This is a genomic window from Pseudomonas sp. H2_D02, assembly GCF_054677635.1.
In genome coordinates, this window is the sequence record NZ_CP162816.1 from 3,581,422 (window position 1) to 3,598,613 (window position 17,192).

Genomic DNA, 17,192 nt, shown 5'->3' on the forward strand with positions numbered 1-17,192 from the left:
TTACGATGAACAGGTTTAGCAAACTGGCTGGCATCGGTGCGGCTGTCCTGGTGCTCGGCGGCATTGTACTGACGGTGATCTCCAACCCTGACGGCGTATCCCAAGCCTCGGTGCCCGCGGCACAACCGAAACCCGCCAGAACCCCGGACGAGGCGGCGCCGGCCGTGGCCAGCCTGGGCGAACTGCAACTGAGCAGCGTCGAGCTCAACGCTGTGTTGAGCTCGCTCACACCGCAGGTGCGCGAGCAACTGCGCGGCAATCGTGGCGCACTGGAGGGCTGGATCCGTGCGCGCCTGGCAGAGAAAGCCCTGTTGCAGCAGGCCGACGCCCAGGGTTGGCAGGAGCGTCCGGACATCCAACAGATGACCCGCGCGGCCACCGAACAGATTTTGCTGCGCACTTACTTGCAATCCGTCAGCCAGGTCCCCGCCGACTATCCGGATGAGCAAGCCCTGAAACAGGCTTACGAGAGTGCCAAGGACAAGCTGCAAAGCCCGGCGTTGTACCGCGTCAGCCAGATCTTCATCGCGGTTGAGCCGGGAGCCAACGAAGAATCGCTCCGCAAGAAAGCCACCGAGCTGGCCCGTCGTGCCCAGGCTCCCAACGCCGATTTCGCCGAGCTCGCCCGGCAGTTTTCCGAGGACCAGGCGACGGCCCAACGGGGCGGTGACAGCGGCTTGCAACCGTTGCAGCAATATGTGCCGGAGATGCGCCAGGTCTTGAGCCGACAACGGGTCGGCAGCGTTTCCGACGCTTTGCGGAGCCAGGCGGGCTTTCACATTCTCAAACTGACCGATATGCAGCCAGCACGCGCCGCCAGCCTGGATGAAGTTCGCGAACAACTGCGCGAGGCGCTGCGCAATCAGCGCCAGGAACAAGTGGCCAGGGCCTATATGGAAGGGCTGGTGAGCAAGGCAACGCTGAGCATCGATGGCGCGCAACTGAATCAGGCATTGGAGTCTGTTCGTTAAGCGGCGCGGTCGCGTGGGGACACCTTAGGGAGGAGGGCGTATGGCTTTGGAGGACGTTGGCCAGATTCACGATTGTGCGCGGTTGCCACCCTCGATCAATAGCGATGATCGGCATCTGGATAACCTCAAGGATCTCCAGGCGTTGGAGTTTTTCCTGGTGACGGCGCGCTGCAGCTGCTTCATGCAGGCGGCGCGGAGCTTGAACGTCAAAGCGTCGTTGCTGCGAAAAAAGCTCTCGCGGTTGTCGATCCATTACGGCAGTCCCTTGTTCGAGCACCGAGGCAATGCACTGGTGCTCAGCCAGGACGGTCGGCGCCTGCGCAACCAATTGTTGGCTCACCGAGCCTTGCTGGCTTTGCCTGATGCTTTCGTCGAGGATCAGGCACTGGTTCGCGTGGCCGTGGCGGAGCCCCTGCTGCACGACATCCTCAATCGCGAGCTGCTCGGTTTCGTACGTCAACACGCCAACGTGCGCCTGAACTTGCTGCGTCTCGACAGTAACCCCGACCAGGAGCCGGCCGAGGCGGACGTTGTCGTCTGGCTTACCGACCCGCAGGCGCAAGCGCCGCGGCTATCGTTTCCGGTGGCTGAGCTCAGTTGCCTCGCCGAACTGGAGTACATCCCGCACATTGCCAAGCGTTATTCACGGGAAGCGAGCCGCCCACGCAGTCTGGCCGAGCTGCAGGACTACATGCTGGTGAGCCTGCACGACTACGCGAAAATGCCTTCCCTGCAACCTTGGAACAGCACTGTCGGCACGCGTCGCTCCGGCGTGACCCAGGTCAACTCCTATGAACTGATGCGCCAGATGATCCAATGGAGCGCCTGCGTCGGCCTGCTGCCGCATTACGTCTGCGCACTCGACAAGACGCTGCAGCCTTTGCCCGACTTGTTCGACCGAGGAATGCCGATGCAGGTCTGGATGGCCGTACACCGCGATGAAGCTCACAGGGAAGAGGTTGCCCGGCTGGCAGCGCTGGTTCGCGCGGCGTTTGAACAGCTCAGGGAGTGGTTCCAGAACGAGCGTTGACACGCCGGGCGGCGGATTGGCTTGGGTGCCGAGCCGGTTTGACGAACCGATGGAGACGAGGCATATTGCGCTCGGTTGTGTCTATTTGTGCTCGTTTATGCAGGTTGTGGATCCATGAGTACCCCTCTCGAAGTATTCCCCGGCGAACGCCAACGATTGATCAGCGAGCGGCTTGCCCTGTATGGCCGGGTCATCGCGGCTGATCTGGCCAGTGAATTCAACGTTTCCGAACACTCGATACGTCGCGACCTGGGCGCTTTGGCTGCGGCCGGTTTATGCAAGCGCGTCTATGGCGGTGCGATTCGCTTGCCGGCGGCCGAAGTGCCGATAGACGTCCGAATCCATCAGGACTCGGCCCGCAAGGACAATCTTGCCCGCGCTGCGGCTTCGCTGCTCAGCGCGGGGCAGCACGTCTTCCTCGATGCCGGGTCGACCAACCTGGCTATCGCCCGCGCCATCGATCCAGGCCTGCGCTTGACCCTCACCACCAACTCGCCGTTGATCGCGGTGGAGCTGATGAAGCTGCCCAGCGCCGAAGTCATCCTGCTGGGTGGTCGCCTGAACCCTGTTGCGGGCGGCGCGATCGGGTTGGCGGCTGTCCAGCAATTGCGCCAGTTCAATTTCGATGTGTGTTTCGTGGGTGCCTGCGCCATCGACCCGGACAACGGCGTCACGGCGTTTGGCCTGGACGACGCCGAATTCAAGCGCGCGGTGGTCGCTGCGAGCGGTCAGGTGGTGGTGGCGGTCACCAACCAAAAGCTATCCAGCGTTGCGCATTACCAGGTCGCATCCTGCGAAGAAGTCACCGCGCTGGTGGTGGAGCACGATGCGCCGCACGAACGACTCGATCCTTTTTTGGCGCGGATATCCAAAGTCATGAAGGCGCCCGCCAAGGCCTGAGGTGAAACGATGGGATACAAGCCCATTGTCCGCCAGCCGATTTACGTCTAGTTTGCTGCCCCATCACAACTACAAAAGTCAGGAGTCATCGATGCAACCGATTCGTCTCGGCCTGGTGGGCTACGGCAAGATCGCCCAGGATCAACACGTCCCCGCCATCCGCGCCAACCCTGCGTTCGAGCTGGTGGCGGTCGCCACGCAAGGGCAGCCGTGCGCCGGCGTGGAGAACTTCCAGTCCTTGGGCGAGTTGCTGGAAAACGGTCCGCACGTCGATGCGATTGCCTTCTGCACGCCGCCGCAAGGGCGCTTCGGCCTGGTTCGCCAGGCGCTGGAAGCGGGCAAGCATGTGCTCGTGGAAAAGCCGCCGTGTGCCACCTTGGGCGAAGCGATGGAATTGGTCGAGCAGGCGCGTGAAAAGGGCGTCAGCGGCCTGTTTGCCTGGCATTCGCGTTATGCGCCCGGCATCGAGGCGGCCCGCGACTGGCTTACTAGCCGCACGCTGCAAAGTGTCCAGATCGACTGGAAGGAAGACGTGCGCAAATGGCACCCGGGCCAGGCGTGGATCTGGCAGCCCGGCGGCTTGGGCGTGTTTGATCCGGGCATCAATGCCTTGTCCATCGCTACCCACCTGCTGCCGCGGTCACTGTTCGTCGAGTCCGCCGAACTGCGCGTCCCCGATAACTGCCAGTCGCCGATTGCCGCCAGCATCAAGATGTCCGACGCCGGCCATCTCGACATCCGCGCGGAGTTCGATTTCGACCATGGTCATGACGAGCTCTGGAGCATCGAGATTCGTTGCGCCGAAGGCACCTTGCGCCTGGACAACGGCGGCGCGCTGTTAAGCATCGACGGTGTACGCCAGGCGGTGTCGGAAGAGGGTGAGTACGCGGCGGTGTACCGGCATTTCCAGCAACTGATCGGTGCCAAGGCCAGCGATATGGACCTGCAACCGCTACGCCTGGTTGCGGACAGCTTTTTCGTCGGTAGCCGGACGTTGGTCGAGCCGTTCTACGATTGATCTTGCCCACGCGCCGATCGTCCTGGCGACGATCGGCGCGCTGCATGCCTATTGATGTATTTCGGCAACCGACATGGTGAAGACCAGCTTCGACTTGCCCGCGTTGGAATAGGCGTGGGCGACATCGGTTTTCGCCACCGCCGAGCTCCCGGCGGGAATCACCAGTTCCGTTTCCCCCACTACGCACTTCAACGTGCCTTTCTCGACATGGAACAGCTCAAGCGTGCCTTGAGGGTGTCCGGCTGAAGAAAAGGATTCGCCCGGGAACATCTCCCAGCGCCACAACTCGATCATGTTCGGGCCGGTCGTCCCGGCGAGCAGGCGTGCAGTGCCTCCCAATTCCCCGGTCCACAGCGTCGGGATGTCCTGGCTGTCGATGATGTGGGCCGAAGGTGGCTCCGCCACGTTGACGATATCCGCCACTGAAAGGCCCAGCGCCGCAGCAATCTTGCACAAGATGCCGATGCTCGGGTTCGCCGTGCATTTCTCGATCTCAACCACCATCCCTTTGCTGACGCCCGAGCGCCGGGACAGCTCGTCCAAGGTGATTTTCTGAGCCTTGCGCGCCTGCTTGAGCGTGCGGGCAACGGCCAGGCTCACCGCGTGGGCATCCGCGCCAGGCGTGGTCGATAGAGTGGTATTCAGGGTCATCACCAAAGAGTCGTGAGGAAGATAGGCCAGGATTCTCGACGGTTGCCAGTGGCGTCGTCAATCAGCTCGTCGGAGTTTATCGACCAGAAAAGTCGATATATTGACTTTGGCGGTCGGCGATGACTAGCATGAAAGCCAATTTGGATCGCTGGAGAACCTTGATGCTGTCAGTACTGCCGTTGATCGACCAAGCCGTTGCCGAGCTGGCGCCCGGGTTCAGGGCCCTGAGCATCGTGGTGCAGGCTGCGCCGCTGACCCAACCGGACGTCGCCCGCACGGCCCTGGATCGTGCCTGCCAATCGGTGCTGGCCGGCGGTCCCGCCTGGGGTGAGGCCCACCTGCAGCAATGGGCCGACACGTTTCGACAGTTCGGCGCCAAGCCACAACGCACGCCATGCTCGGCCGAGGCCCTGCGCAAGCGCGTGCTGCGGGACGGCGGCTTGCCGAGCCTGGATCCCGTCGTCGATCTCTACAACGCCATCAGCATCGAGTACGCGATCCCCGTCGGCGGCGAAAACATCGAAGCCTACGTGGGCTCGCCGCGGCTCGTGATCGCCGACGGCTCCGAACCGTTCGACACCATGAAAGAAGGCGCGCCCGCCCATGAATTTCCAGACGCCGGCGAAGTGGTCTGGCGCGACGACCAGGGCGTGACGTGCCGTCGCTGGAACTGGCGTCAGGGCGTCAGGACACGCCTCGATGCGGACGCCAGGCACATGTGGTTCATCCTCGAAACCCTGCCGGCGATGCCGCTCGAAGCGTTGACCGAGGCGGGCGACAGGCTGATCGAAGGGTTGCAGGCGATGATGCCGGGTGTACAGATCGAGAGTGCATTGGTCGGTCCTGGCGCTCACTGAACAACAGGTTGTCCCGCAGAGGGCAAGAGGGTGTCTCATTCATGAACTACGTCAGCACGCGGACACCCGGCAAGACCTACGCATTCAGCGAAGTGCTCATGGGCGCGTATGCCCCGGATGGCGGATTGTTCGTTCCTGGCAAGGTGCCTCGGTTTACGGATCAGGCGCTTTCCCGGCTGGAGTGGCTGCCTTTCCATGAGCTGGCCTGCGAGGTGATCGGTCCTTTCCTGGGCGACTGGATACCTCGGGAGCAGTTGTTCCGAATCGTCGAGCAGGCTTATTGCGGCTTCAAGAGCAGGGCGGTCGCGCCGCTTTACCAGACGGCGACTAACGAGTGGGTGCTGGAGTTGTTTCACGGGCCTGCCAACGTCTATCAGGACTTCGGCCTACAGCTGATGGCCCGTCTGATTGAGTACACGTTGTCCAAGAGTGGCAAGGAGGCCTTGGTGGTGGGCTGCACCGGCGGCGACACCGGTGCGGCGGCGATCAAGGCTTTTAACGGCGTGCAAGGCGTGACACTGGTCGTACTGCACCCGTCACGGGGCATGACGCAGGCGCATCGACGGCGTTTGTTGAGCACCGGGCAAGCCAACGTCATCAACATCGAAGTCGACGGGGACTACGCCGATTGCCATCGGTTATGCGAGAAGTTCCTCAAGGGCAGCCACCGAACCCGCAAATCGCTCATCTCCTTCAATTCGGTGAATTGGGTAAGGGTACTGGCGCACCTGTCGTTCTTTTTCTATTCGGCGCTTCAACTCGGGGCACCAAAGAGGGAGGTGGCCTTCAGCGTGCCCACCGGCAACTTCGGTGCGCTGTACGCAGGGTATGTGGCCAGGGAAATGGGCTTGCCCATCAGGCAATTGATCGTGGCCACGAACGCCAATGCGGGCCTGCACGAATTCCTGCAGAACAACCTCTACCGCCGCCATGAAATCCGCGCCACCCAGACGCCGTGCATGAACGTCTCCGTGGCTTCGAACTTCGAGCGGTTGCAATGGAGTGTGCTCAATGGTTGTGGGAACAAAGTCGCCAGGAACATGGAGCGGCTGGAGGAAGACGGGCGGATCCAATTGGAACAGGACGAATGGCTGCAAGCGCGCAAATTGTTCGACTCCCTCGCTGTGGAGGATGCGGATGCCTTCAATAGCATCCATGAGGTTTTCGTGCAGAGCGGTTACCTGATCAGTCCACCCACGGCCATAGGCTTGCGTGCGGCGCGTGTCAGCCGGCGCAGCTTGCTGATTCCGATGATTTGCCTGGCGACCACCCATCCATCGATCAGTGATGCCGGGCTGCAGCGTTTGTCCGACCGAAGTTGTATTTCAATACCCAATGATATAGCCGCGCTGGTGCAGTTTATTGATGACTTGTCCAAAGACACGGAGTCTCGCTCGTTATAAAACCGGAGTCAGCGATGAAACGTGTTCTCGATAAAGTTGATGAAAAAATACTGGATGAGCTGACCCGTCATGCACGGCTTGCCCATAATGAAATCGGATTGAAAGTCAATTTGTCGCGCAATGCCGTGCGACTCAGGATTGAGCGATTGGAACGCGATGGTTATATCCGGGGATATACCATCGTCAAGGGCACGCTGCACGGCGGAAGCAGGGCCTATCAGGGCGCTGGTCTTTGTCTATCGAAAGGACCGGATGCGCGATGCCGAGGTGGTCCGGTCAGTGGCCACCATTCCCGAAGTCACGTCCTGCAACGTGATGAGCGGTGATCTCGACATCGTCTTGACCGTAGAGGCGCTGAATTCGGATCGCATCCACAAAGTCTGGAGCGAGATCTCGGCGTTGCCGGGTGTATTGAATACCGTCACGTCTTTCGTCTTGTCTTGCACTAAGTAAACCGAAAAGCGAAGTGTGCCGATGCGCGAGCAAATTGCTCGTAATAACGCGCTGTTTGCCATCTTCGTAAACATCAATGGCGGAATTATCATCGTCAGTACCTAACTATAACAACGAGAACGTGCCGTGGCTGACTGTGCAGTTACCTGTTTGGTATTGAAACAACAGGTCCATCATTATGAATAATTTGAGTCTCTCGCTCGCGGCTGATTATAAGGCGATGGTTGTTAGCAACCCCTTTGACGGTTCTCCAGTGGGTGAGGTGATGGACATGCCCGCTTCATCAGCGACCCCGCTGATTGACACGGCACTGCTGGGGGCCCTGGTTGCCAGGGAGCTGCCGCGACATGAACGGGCGCGGATATTGGAAGCCACCGCGTCAGGTGTCGAAGCCGACAGGGATGCGTTTGCCCGGCTTATCGTGGCCGAGTCCGGGAAAACCTTGAAGCAAGCAAGGAAGGAAGTCTCGCGCTGCATCAACACCTTGAAACTCTCCGCTGAGGAAGCCAGGCGCAATGCCGGCGAGGTGATCCCGTTCGATGCCTACGCCGGGTCGGAGTCCCGCCAGGGCTGGTACACCCGCGAGCCGCTCGGCGTCATTGTCGCCATCACGCCTTATAACGATCCGCTGAATCTGGTGGCCCATAAGCTCGGACCGGCCATCGCAGGTGGCAACGCGGTCGTGCTCAAGCCTTCCGAGTTGACGCCGCTGTCGGCGATCAAACTGGTGGGTTGTCTGATCGACGCCGGCTTGCCGCCCGGCGTGGTCAGCGTTGCGACAGGTGGCGCTGCGTTGGGCAAGGCCCTGGTCGCGCACCGCGCGGTGCGCATGGTTTCGTTCACCGGGGGCTTCGTCACCGGTGAGCAGATTTCCCGTATCGCCGGCCTGAAGAAGCTGGCAATGGACTTGGGCGGCAATGCGCCGGTAATCGTCATGGCCGACAGCGACCTTGCCGCTGCCATTGACGCCTGCGTGTCGGGTGCGTTCTGGGCAGCGGGGCAGAACTGCATTGGCACTCAACGCATCTTGATCGAGGCGCCGGCCTTTGACGCCTTCAAAAAAGGCTTTGTCGAAAAGACCCGCGCACTGGTCGTCGGCGATCCTGCGGACGAGCGCACGGACGTCGGCCCCATGATCAGCGAAGCGGCGGCCAAGCGCGCTGAAGCGTTGGTCAACGAAGCGGTTGATCACGGCGCCACGTTGCTGTTCGGCAACCTGCGCGTGGGCTCGCTGTATTCGCCAACGGTCCTGGAAAACGTCGGCTGCGATTGTCCGCTCTGGTACGAGGAAGTCTTCAGCCCGGTGGTGATGCTGCAATCGGTGGGCTCGCTGGAAGAGGCGTTGACGCTGGCCAATGAGCCGCAATACAGCCTGCACGCCGGCATTTTCACCCGAGACCTGAACGTTGCCCTGAGCGCCGCCAAACGGCTGGAGGCGGGTGGTGTGATGATCAACGATTCGTCGGACTTCCGTTTTGATGCGATGCCTTTCGGCGGCTTCAAATACGGAAGCATGGGCCGCGAAGGCGTGCGTTTTGCCTACGAGGAGATGACCCAGCCCAAGGTCGTCTGCCTTAACCATACAGGCACCGGTGCAAGCGTGATTTCACCCGGCAAGACAACAACATCCTTCTGAGGAAATACCCATGCGTCCTGATAAAAAGAACCTGTCCTCGCTGTCTGCGGCCACCCTGGCGGTGCATGGCGGCAACGTTGCCGACGCCACCAGTGGCGCGGTTCGTACGCCCCTGGTGATGGCCAACTCTTATCTGCTGCCTGAAGACCCGGCCACCATGGACTGGTCGAGTCCGGACGGGCTGGTGTACACGCGCAACCAAGGTCATAACCAGGTGTGCCTGGAGAAAAAACTCGCCGCACTCGAAGGTTGTGAAGCGGCTGTGGTATTCGCCACCGGCGTAGCGGCGTTGCATTCGGTGTTCTTCTCATTCCTGAAGAGCGGCGATCACGTCATCGTCAGCGATATTACCTATCAGGCGGTCTGGCGGCTCTTTGCGGAACTGCTGCCTGAGCGCTACGGCATCGAAGCGACGTTCGTCGACGTGGGCGACCTGGATTCGGTGCGCCAGGCCCTACGGCCCAATACCCGGCTGATCCACACCGAAGTGATCGCCAACCCGACCACCAAGGTGGCGGACATCGGAGCGCTGACTGAAATTGCCCATGCCCATGGCGCGTTGATCAGCGTGGACGCGACGTTCACGCCCCCGCCATTTTTCCGCGCCAGCCAACAGGGCGTCGATTTTGTCGTGCACTCGTTGACCAAATACATCAACGGCCACGGCGATGCCATGGGTGGCGTGGTGATCGGCACCCAAAGGATGATCGACAAGATCAAGAACGACGCGCTCGTCGACCTCGGCGCGACCATCTCGCCGTTCAACGCCTGGATGATCATGCGCGGCTCGGTCACGCTGCCGCTGCGCCTGAACCAGCTATTGAGCAGCGCCGGGAAAATCGCTGAATTTCTCGATTCCGACGATCGCATCGCCTACGTCTATTACCCCGGGCTGGCGTCTCATCCCCAGCACGAATTGGCGCGCCGACAGTTCGCTCGACAAGGGGTACGGGGCCATGATGGCGTTTGCGGTGAAAGGTGATCCGGACACGCAAAACCGCTTTGTCTCGAACCTGCGCATCATCACGTCAGCGGTATCGCTGGGGCATGATGAGTCGCTGATCGTGCACGTCGGCGCGGAGGGCCGGGGCGGTTTCGACAGGTACCCTGAAGAGTTTCGCCAGTACGGGCATTTGCGCTTTTCGGTCGGTTTGGAAGATCCCGAAGATCTGATCAGCGACATCACCGCCGCGCTGGATGAAACATTCAAGTAACTTGGCTGATCAGGTCGCGCAACAGGGTTTGGTCAACCCGTCTTTGCCCCCGTACCAGCGGGGGTTCTTTTAATAAGATTATGAGCAATTATCTCATTCAGTCATTGCTGAGTGCCCCTGGATAATTGCCCATGTATTTAATGGAGTTGGATTGTGGCTTGGCTGAGTTTAATAATTGCTGGATTACTTGAAGTGGTTTGGGCGTTTTCGATGAAACAGTCCGATGGATTAACTCGGGTCGGCCCGACGGTGATTACCCTGATAACGGTAATTGCCAGTTTTGCCTTGCTGTCCTATTCAATGAAAAGTTTGCCGCTCGGCACCGCCTATACCATCTGGACAGGCATTGGCGCGGTGGGAGCGTTCGCGGCAGGCATCATTTTCCTGGGCGAGCCGGCCAGCCTGTCGCGCGTCGTGGCTGCGGTCCTGATTGTCAGTGGTTTGTTGATGATGAAGTTGGTTTCTGCCTGAAAGGCGAGCGGTTTGCTCGTAATATCGTTCACTTTGCCATATTCGTAAAACCGCGACGCTCCGGTAATGTTCAAGTCGAAATCGTTGCGCTCGTGGAACACCAGTGCCCGACATCGATTGCCCTTAATCCAATTACAATAGTTAGGGATGTATTTATGATTTCGTTGAGAAAGTTGTGTGCGGTCCTGCTGTTACCGTTATGTGTGGGCGTGGCTTCGGCCAAGGACTACACGACACTGCGCTTTGGTGTCGATGCCAACTACGCGCCCTTCGAATCCAAATCGGCCGATGGCAGCCTCAAAGGGTTTGATATCGATCTGGGCAACGCTATTTGCGCCAGGCTGCAAGTCAAGTGCGTCTGGGTCGAGAGCGATTTCGACGGTCTTATTCCTGGTCTGAGGGCCGGCAAGTTCGACGGCATCCTGTCTTCCATGACCGTGACCCCCACACGCGAAAAAGCCATCGACTTTTCGGACGAACTCTTTTCCGGTCCTACCTCCTACGTGTTCAAGAAAGGCTCGGGGCTGAGCGAGGAGGTGGCTTCGCTCAAGGGCAAGACCGTCGGTTATTTCCAGGGCAGCATCCAGGAAGCCTACGCAAAATCTGTCCTGGAGAAAGCGGGTGTGAAAACCCAGTCCTACCAGAATCAGGATCAGGTTTATTACGACCTGGTGGCGGGGCGCCTGGACGCCTCCATTCAGGACACGCTGCAAGCGAAACTGGGTTTCATGGCGTCGCCTCAAAGTGCCGGTTATGAACTCAGCAACACCGTGGACAGCCCCTACCTGCCGGCCAAGACGGCCATCGGCATTGCCAAGGGCAACGCCGACTTGAAGGCCCTGTTGAACAAGGCCATCCAGGCGCTCCATGACGATGGCACCTACGATTCGATCCAGAAGCAATATTTCGGCGATCTGAATCTCTACAGCGGCAAATGACCCTCCGATGCTCGTCCGCGGGGATGGGCATCTTTTCGCCTGAGGTTGCTGACCATGATCGACACACTATCAAACGCGTTGGAGCTCGCAGGGTTCAGCCTCAAGGGCTTCGGGCCGCTGTTGCTGAACGGTGCCTGGATGACCGTCAAGTTATCCGTCGCTTCGCTGCTGCTCAGTGTGCTGCTGGGACTTGCCGGGGCCAGCGCCAAGCTCTCCGGCAAGCAATGGCTTCGCGTGCCGGCGCAGCTCTACACGACGCTCATTCGCGGCGTACCGGACCTGGTGCTGATGCTGCTGATTTTCTACAGCCTGCAAACCTGGCTGACGATGCTCACGGTCGCGCTGGGTTGGGACTACATCGAGATCAACCCGTTCGCGGCCGGGATCCTCACCCTCGGATTCATCTATGGTGCCTATTTCACCGAGACCTTTCGCGGCGCGTTGCTCGCCGTTCCCCGTGGGCAATTGGAAGCCGCCACTGCGTATGGCTTGAGCCGGGCGCAACGCTTTCGCCTGGTGGTTTTTCCGCAGATGATGCGCTTTGCCCTGCCGGGGCTGGGCAACAACTGGATGGTCATCCTCAAGGCCACTGCGCTGGTCTCGATCATCGGCCTGGCTGACCTGGTAAAGGCCGCCCAGGACGCGGGCAAGAGTACCTACCAACTGTTCTTTTTCCTGGTGCTGGCGGCGTTGGCCTATCTGGTCATCACCAGCGTCTCCAACGTTGTCCTGCGTCACTTGGAACGGCGTTATGCAACGGGTTGCCGGGAGGCCGTGCGATGATCGAACTCCTGAAGATGTACGGGGAGCCGTTTTTCTACAGCGATGGGCAGCAGATCACGGGCCTGGCGATGACGCTTTGGCTGCTCAGCGCCTCCCTTTTCGTCGGCTTCATCGTGTCGATCCCGCTGTCCATTGCCCGTGTCTCGTCCCGTTGCCTGGTGCGCTGGCCGGTGCAGTTCTACACCTACCTGTTTCGCGGGACGCCGCTCTATATCCAGTTGCTGATCTGTTACACCGGCATCTACAGCCTGGCGGCGGTACGGGCGCAGCCGTTGCTGGATGCGTTCTTTCGCGATGCGATGAACTGCACGATCCTGGCGTTTGCCCTCAACACTTGCGCCTACACCACGGAGATTTTCGCCGGGGCCATTCGCAGCATGGCCCATGGTGAAGTCGAGGCGGCCAAAGCCTATGGCCTGTCCGGTTGGAAGCTCTACGCCTTCGTGATAATGCCTTCCGCGCTGCGCCGTTCGCTGCCGTACTACAGCAACGAAGTCATCCTGATGCTGCATTCCACGACGGTGGCCTTCACCGCGACGGTACCGGACATCTTGAAAGTGGCCCGGGACGCCAACTCCGCGACCTTCCTGACCTTCCAATCGTTTGGCATAGCAGCGCTGATCTACCTGGCGGTGACGTTCGCACTCGTCGGCCTGTTCCGCCTCGCCGAGCGTCGCTGGCTGGCTTTCCTCGGCCCGGCTCATTAGTCATGCCTGCCTGAACGTTGTCCATCCCGATCCGCTTAAAGAAGAAGATTGCGACATGTACAAACTGACCGTTGAAGATTTGCACAAAAGCTACGGCAACCACGAAGTGCTCAAGGGCGTGTCGCTCAAAGCCAGTACCGGCGATGTCATCAGCCTGATTGGGGCCAGCGGCTCCGGTAAAAGTACCTTCCTGCGCTGTATCAATTTTCTCGAAACCCCCAACGATGGCGCCATGAGCCTGGACGGCAAGCCGATTCGCATGGTCAAGGATCATCTGGGGTTGCACGTGGCCGACGCCAGTGAGTTGCAGCGCCTGCGCACGCGCTTGGCGATGGTATTCCAGCATTTCAATCTGTGGGGGCACATGACGGTGCTCGACAACATCAGCCTTGCGCCGCGCCGGGTGCTGGGTGTCGGTAAGAAAGAAGCTGAGGAGCGGGCCCGGCATTACCTGGAAAAGGTCGGGTTGCCTGGCGCGGGTGGCCGAGCAATTTCCGGCCTTTCTGTCGGGTGGCCAGCAGCAACGGGTCGCCATTGCCCGCGCGCTGGCAATGGAGCCCGAAGTCATGCTCTTCGACGAGCCGACCTCTGCCTTGGACCCTGAGTTGGTGGGAGAGGTACTCAAGGTCATTCAGGGACTTGCGGAGGAAGGTCGGACCATGATCATGGTGACGCATGAAATGAGCTTCGCCCGCAAGGTCTCGAGCCAACTACTGTTTCTTCATCAGGGCCAGGTCGAGGAGCAGGGCGGGGCCGAGATCCTCGACAACCCGCGCAGCGAGCGCCTGCAGCAATTCCTGTCCAATGGGTTGAAGTGAGGCAGCCGGGGTAGCCGATGACGACGCGTCAGGTCACGGCTACTCCAGATCCTCCGCCCGATGCCGCTCCGGCACCTGGCTCGCCTCATCGCCCCAGGTCCGGTTGACACGCTGTCCTCGCTTGACCGCGGGCCGATTGGCGATTTCCTCGGCCCAGCGCTGCACGTGGGTGTATTCGTGGGCCGACAGGAACTCGGCCGCCGAGTACACGTTGTTCCGCACCAGTTGGCCGTACCAGGGCCAGACCGCGATGTCGGCGATGGTGTACTGGTCGCCGGCCAGGTACCTGTTTTCGGCCAGGCGACGGTCCAGTACATCCAGTTGGCGCTTGGCTTCCATGGTGAAGCGGTTGATGGGGTATTCCATTTTTTCTGGCGCGTAGGCGTAGAAATGGCCGAAACCGCCGCCCAGGTAAGGCGCCGAGCCCATCTGCCAGAACAGCCAGTTCAGGGTTTCAGTACGGCCGGCTGGATCGCTGGGCAGCAAGGCGCCGAATTTTTCCGCCAGGTACAGCAGGATCGAGCCGGACTCGAACACACGGAGCGGCGGCTCGACGCTGCGGTCCAGCAGGGCCGGGATCTTGGAGTTCGGATTGACCTCGACGAAGCCGCTGGAGAACTGGTCGCCTTCGCCGATGCGAATCAGCCAGGCGTCGTATTCCGCGCCGGCGTGCCCGAGGGCCAGCAGCTCTTCGAGCATGATCGTGACTTTCACGCCATTGGGCGTTGCCAATGAATAGAGTTGCAGCGGGTGCTTGCCCACCGGCAACGGCTTCTCATGGGTCGGCCCGGCGACAGGGCGGTTGATGCTGGCGAACTGGCCACCCGAGGGAGCCTCATGTTTCCAGACTTTGGGCGGAACGTAAGACGCTTGGCTCATGAAACGTACCTTATCGTTGAATGCATGTGTTCCGGGACGAAGCCATAGCACATTTGCGCTATGGCTCGCGTCGAGACATGGACTCTAATCTATGGGCGCTCTGTCAGGCAGACAAGGGCAGTGGGCAAATGAGTCGAATAGACAGGGAGCTGCTTTTGAATAACACACCGTCAAGCCATCCAGACGTGAACACCGATGGTCGCAAGCGTGTCGCCGGGGGCCTCGCCCTTGCCGCCTGCACATGGACCGTCATGACCGCTGCGTCGGCGGCATACGCGGCAGACGTGTCGTCCGCTCCCTGCACCCGCGAGACCGATTTCCAGCCCGGCACCGTGGTGATGTCGGAAAGTCGCGACAATCTTTCGCCAACCACCAGTCGCAGTAAAACCGAGACCCTGGCCCGTGAAACCTTTGCCGGCGCCGATCCGGTGGTATCACTGCACACGTCGTATCTGAACAACGTGCCGTTTTACCTCACCAAGACCTATGCGGAAATCAAGGATGGCCAACTGATTCGCTACGGCGACCGGCATGGCGATGGGGCGTCGCTGGTGACTTCGACATACAGCCCGCCGCCCGCCACGCCGATCGATCTGCAGCCTGGCCAGACGGTCACCGTCAACTACAAGAACAAGGCGCAGAGTGCCGGCGGGACGGTGGAGTTCGATATTTCCGAGAAGCTGACCTACAACGGCCGGGAAACCCTCACGACCGCGCTAGGAACATTCGATACCTGCAAGTTCACCAACGAAATCACCACGGGCGGCGCCGCCAGGCAGGTCGTCGTGGTGCATAACTGGTTCCCGGTGGACGGGCCTTATCGTGGCCAGTCGATTCGCTCGGTCACGCCTGCGTTCAACGGTGTCCCGGAAAGAATCAGTGAAATCATCAATATGAAATATTCCACGCGATAAGCGTTTTTTCAGACCTGGGTACGGTCGCTATATTTCCTTTGGCGATAGTCCAGTAAGTGCGCCGATATAGTCTTTCTTGACGTCAAAAGATAATTCCTTCGAACCATTTCAGTCCTTGAGTTATTCGCCGATAGCCCTTTGAGGTCCGGTGAATTTCTTGGGTTCGTCGAGGGTACGTCATGTTTAACACAACACTAAAAAATGAACTGACGGCCAGGACGGCCGACTTGGCAACCTATAAGGGACTGGTCGGTGCGCTGGAACGGTCCATGGCCGTGATCGAGTTCAGCCCGGATGGAAAAGTGCTTCGGGCCAACCAGAACTTTCTCAACACCATGGGTTATCGCGAAGATCAATTGGCGGGCTTGTCGCACCGCAATTTCTGTACCCCTGCGTTGGCCGGCAGTGCCGAATACCGCGAGTTCTGGGACCGGCTACGGTCCGGTCAATTCGTTTCCGGGACGTTCCAGCGGATCAGTGGCCAAGGCCGCAATGTCTGGCTGGAGGCCAGTTACAACCCCGTCCTGGATGAGCAGGGCAAAGTCGCGAAAGTGGTCAAGTACGCACTGGACGTCACCGCTCGGGTGGCCAGCGATGCGGAAATCCGTGGCCGGCTGGTGGCACTGGATCGGGCCATGGCGGTGATCGAATTTGACTTGGGCGGCAATATCCTGACCGCCAATGAAAACTTCCTCCAGACCATGAATTACTCGCTGGCGGAGATCAAGGGCAAGCACCATCGCTTGTTCTGCGAGACGAGCCTGGTCAACTCTTCCGAATACAGCGACTTCTGGCGTCGTCTCAATGCCGGTGAGTTCTTCAGCGGTCAATTCAAGCGCCTCGGCAAACATGGCAAGGTGGTTTGGCTGGAAGCCAGCTATAACCCGGTCTATGACGCGGAAGGCAAACTGAGCAAGGTCGTCAAGTTCGCCAGTGACATCACCGAACGGGTGGAAAAGTTCGAAGAAGATTCACGCGGTGCTTCCCGTGCGTACCACATTTCTTCCGAGACAGAGAGAGTCGCCGAACAGGGCGCCCAGGTGATCCAGCAAACCGCCAAGGAGATGCGCCAGATCGCCGAAAACATCGGCGCCTCCGCGCGCCTGGTCGGGCAACTGGGCGCGCGTTCGGAAGAGATCACCGCCATCGTCAACACCATTCGCGGTATCGCCGACCAGACCAACCTGCTGGCGCTCAACGCCGCCATCGAGGCGGCGCGGGCGGGCGACCAGGGCAGGGGCTTTGCGGTCGTGGCCGATGAAGTCCGGCAACTGGCCGGGCGCACCAGCCGCTCGACCTCGGAAATCGCCGAGATGATCGGCATGATTCTCTCCGAAACCCGCGATGCGGTGGCCAGCATGAGCGTGACGCACGAGGGCGCGCTGCGCGGCGTTACCCTGGCGGACCAGGCGGGATCGGTCATCGTGCAGATCAGGGCCGGGACCACCGATGCGCTGGAGGCGGTGAGCATGTTTGCGTCCAAGCTCGACGAGTCGGAAGTGATTCCTAAAACGGCGATTGGCTGGGTCGGCTAGGTTGACGGCTGCGT

16 protein-coding genes and 4 pseudogenes are annotated in these 17,192 nt (G+C 60.1%); 18 read left to right on the plus strand and 2 right to left on the minus strand.

The window, feature by feature from the left end; genetic code table 11:
• The first annotated feature begins 5 nt into the window (after nucleotides 1-5).
• From AB4N42_RS16485 to AB4N42_RS16500, 4 genes are all read left to right on the plus strand, one after another.
• The gene (locus AB4N42_RS16485; RefSeq protein WP_460115006.1) at nucleotides 6-971 is read left to right on the plus strand and encodes a peptidylprolyl isomerase; all 966 of its coding nucleotides are present in this window, start codon (nucleotides 6-8) and stop codon (nucleotides 969-971) included.
• A gap of 40 nt (nucleotides 972-1,011) precedes the next feature.
• Nucleotides 1,012-2,001 (plus strand): LysR family transcriptional regulator, encoded by a 990-nt coding sequence (locus tag AB4N42_RS16490; protein WP_198796783.1) that lies wholly within the window; start codon nucleotides 1,012-1,014, stop codon nucleotides 1,999-2,001.
• Nucleotides 2,002-2,115: 114 nt separating this feature from the next.
• Nucleotides 2,116-2,901, plus strand: coding sequence for a DeoR/GlpR family DNA-binding transcription regulator (locus AB4N42_RS16495; protein ID WP_217859617.1), 786 nt, complete (start codon nucleotides 2,116-2,118; stop codon nucleotides 2,899-2,901).
• Nucleotides 2,902-2,992: 91 nt separating this feature from the next.
• On the plus strand, nucleotides 2,993-3,919 hold the full coding sequence (locus tag AB4N42_RS16500) for a Gfo/Idh/MocA family protein (RefSeq protein ID WP_431145412.1): 927 nt from the start codon (nucleotides 2,993-2,995) through the stop codon (nucleotides 3,917-3,919).
• A 48-nt stretch (nucleotides 3,920-3,967) separates the two neighbouring features.
• Here AB4N42_RS16500 and AB4N42_RS16505 read toward each other — a convergent pair whose 3' ends face one another.
• The gene (locus AB4N42_RS16505) at nucleotides 3,968-4,570 is read right to left on the minus strand and encodes a helix-turn-helix domain-containing protein (protein ID WP_030140572.1); all 603 of its coding nucleotides are present in this window, start codon (nucleotides 4,568-4,570) and stop codon (nucleotides 3,968-3,970) included.
• 161 nt (nucleotides 4,571-4,731) lie between these two features.
• On the opposite strand from AB4N42_RS16505, the gene AB4N42_RS16510 reads away from it, so the two are divergent.
• From AB4N42_RS16510 to AB4N42_RS16560, 11 genes and pseudogenes are all read left to right on the plus strand, one after another.
• Nucleotides 4,732-5,427, plus strand: a complete 696-nt coding sequence (locus AB4N42_RS16510) for a B3/B4 domain-containing protein (protein ID WP_460115007.1) — start codon at nucleotides 4,732-4,734, stop codon at nucleotides 5,425-5,427.
• A 41-nt stretch (nucleotides 5,428-5,468) separates the two neighbouring features.
• Nucleotides 5,469-6,830 carry a threonine synthase gene (gene thrC / locus AB4N42_RS16515; protein WP_198796787.1) on the plus strand — a complete coding sequence of 454 codons (1,362 nt, stop codon included), beginning with the start codon at nucleotides 5,469-5,471 and terminating at the stop codon, nucleotides 6,828-6,830.
• 14 nt (nucleotides 6,831-6,844) lie between these two features.
• A pseudogene (locus AB4N42_RS16520) lies at nucleotides 6,845-7,283 on the plus strand (Lrp/AsnC family transcriptional regulator).
• Between the two features lie 178 nt (nucleotides 7,284-7,461).
• Nucleotides 7,462-8,919 carry an aldehyde dehydrogenase family protein gene (locus AB4N42_RS16525; protein WP_407683230.1) on the plus strand — a complete coding sequence of 486 codons (1,458 nt, stop codon included), beginning with the start codon at nucleotides 7,462-7,464 and terminating at the stop codon, nucleotides 8,917-8,919.
• A gap of 10 nt (nucleotides 8,920-8,929) precedes the next feature.
• A complete protein-coding gene (locus AB4N42_RS16530; RefSeq protein ID WP_460115008.1) occupies nucleotides 8,930-9,901 on the plus strand; it encodes a trans-sulfuration enzyme family protein in 972 nt (323 codons plus the stop codon).
• A complete protein-coding gene (locus AB4N42_RS16535) occupies nucleotides 9,876-10,133 on the plus strand; it encodes a PLP-dependent transferase (protein WP_460115009.1) in 258 nt (85 codons plus the stop codon). The genes AB4N42_RS16530 and AB4N42_RS16535 overlap by 26 nt, the downstream gene beginning before the upstream one ends.
• Before the next feature lie 153 nt (nucleotides 10,134-10,286).
• Nucleotides 10,287-10,604, plus strand: a complete 318-nt coding sequence (locus AB4N42_RS16540; protein ID WP_030140578.1) for a DMT family transporter — start codon at nucleotides 10,287-10,289, stop codon at nucleotides 10,602-10,604.
• Nucleotides 10,605-10,759: 155 nt separating this feature from the next.
• Nucleotides 10,760-11,542 carry a transporter substrate-binding domain-containing protein gene (locus tag AB4N42_RS16545; RefSeq protein WP_051065989.1) on the plus strand — a complete coding sequence of 261 codons (783 nt, stop codon included), beginning with the start codon at nucleotides 10,760-10,762 and terminating at the stop codon, nucleotides 11,540-11,542.
• 54 nt (nucleotides 11,543-11,596) lie between these two features.
• The gene (locus tag AB4N42_RS16550) at nucleotides 11,597-12,325 is read left to right on the plus strand and encodes an ABC transporter permease (protein WP_407683232.1); all 729 of its coding nucleotides are present in this window, start codon (nucleotides 11,597-11,599) and stop codon (nucleotides 12,323-12,325) included.
• Nucleotides 12,322-13,032 (plus strand): ABC transporter permease, encoded by a 711-nt coding sequence (locus tag AB4N42_RS16555; RefSeq protein WP_030140581.1) that lies wholly within the window; start codon nucleotides 12,322-12,324, stop codon nucleotides 13,030-13,032. Before AB4N42_RS16550 ends, AB4N42_RS16555 begins: the two co-directional genes overlap by 4 nt.
• A 55-nt stretch (nucleotides 13,033-13,087) precedes the next feature.
• Nucleotides 13,088-13,850, plus strand: a pseudogene (locus tag AB4N42_RS16560) (ABC transporter ATP-binding protein).
• 39 nt (nucleotides 13,851-13,889) lie between these two features.
• Here AB4N42_RS16560 and yghU read toward each other — a convergent pair.
• Entirely contained in the window at nucleotides 13,890-14,729 is an 840-nt protein-coding gene (yghU, locus tag AB4N42_RS16565) for a glutathione-dependent disulfide-bond oxidoreductase (protein ID WP_030140583.1), read from the minus strand.
• Nucleotides 14,730-14,884: 155 nt separating this feature from the next.
• On the opposite strand from yghU, the gene AB4N42_RS16570 reads away from it, so the two are divergent.
• The 3 genes and pseudogenes from AB4N42_RS16570 to AB4N42_RS16580 all read left to right on the plus strand — a co-directional run.
• Nucleotides 14,885-15,643 (plus strand): hypothetical protein, encoded by a 759-nt coding sequence (locus AB4N42_RS16570; protein ID WP_460115010.1) that lies wholly within the window; start codon nucleotides 14,885-14,887, stop codon nucleotides 15,641-15,643.
• A 269-nt stretch (nucleotides 15,644-15,912) separates the two neighbouring features.
• A pseudogene (locus AB4N42_RS16575) lies at nucleotides 15,913-16,590 on the plus strand (PAS domain-containing protein); the annotation flags it as partial.
• Nucleotides 16,591-16,701: 111 nt separating this feature from the next.
• Nucleotides 16,702-17,178, plus strand: a pseudogene (locus tag AB4N42_RS16580) (methyl-accepting chemotaxis protein); the annotation flags it as partial.
• Between the last annotated feature and the right edge of the window lie 14 nt (nucleotides 17,179-17,192).

Bases quoted from the DNA above. Each gene is read 5' to 3' on its own strand.
- AB4N42_RS16525 (WP_407683230.1), top strand. From the start codon at position 7,462: ATGAATAATTTGAGTCTCTCGCTCGCGGCTGATTATAAGGCGATGGTT.
- AB4N42_RS16505 (WP_030140572.1), bottom strand. From the start codon at position 4,570: ATGACCCTGAATACCACTCTATCGACCACGCCTGGCGCGGATGCCCAC.
- AB4N42_RS16490 (WP_198796783.1), top strand. From the start codon at position 1,012: ATGGCTTTGGAGGACGTTGGCCAGATTCACGATTGTGCGCGGTTGCCA.
- AB4N42_RS16510 (WP_460115007.1), top strand. From the start codon at position 4,732: ATGCTGTCAGTACTGCCGTTGATCGACCAAGCCGTTGCCGAGCTGGCG.
- thrC (WP_198796787.1), top strand. From the start codon at position 5,469: ATGAACTACGTCAGCACGCGGACACCCGGCAAGACCTACGCATTCAGC.
- AB4N42_RS16555 (WP_030140581.1), top strand. From the start codon at position 12,322: ATGATCGAACTCCTGAAGATGTACGGGGAGCCGTTTTTCTACAGCGAT.
- AB4N42_RS16485 (WP_460115006.1), top strand. From the start codon at position 6: ATGAACAGGTTTAGCAAACTGGCTGGCATCGGTGCGGCTGTCCTGGTG.
- yghU (WP_030140583.1), bottom strand. From the start codon at position 14,729: ATGAGCCAAGCGTCTTACGTTCCGCCCAAAGTCTGGAAACATGAGGCT.
- AB4N42_RS16495 (WP_217859617.1), top strand. From the start codon at position 2,116: ATGAGTACCCCTCTCGAAGTATTCCCCGGCGAACGCCAACGATTGATC.
- AB4N42_RS16535 (WP_460115009.1), top strand. From the start codon at position 9,876: ATGATGGCGTTTGCGGTGAAAGGTGATCCGGACACGCAAAACCGCTTT.
- AB4N42_RS16530 (WP_460115008.1), top strand. From the start codon at position 8,930: ATGCGTCCTGATAAAAAGAACCTGTCCTCGCTGTCTGCGGCCACCCTG.
- AB4N42_RS16500 (WP_431145412.1), top strand. From the start codon at position 2,993: ATGCAACCGATTCGTCTCGGCCTGGTGGGCTACGGCAAGATCGCCCAG.
- AB4N42_RS16545 (WP_051065989.1), top strand. From the start codon at position 10,760: ATGATTTCGTTGAGAAAGTTGTGTGCGGTCCTGCTGTTACCGTTATGT.
- AB4N42_RS16550 (WP_407683232.1), top strand. From the start codon at position 11,597: ATGATCGACACACTATCAAACGCGTTGGAGCTCGCAGGGTTCAGCCTC.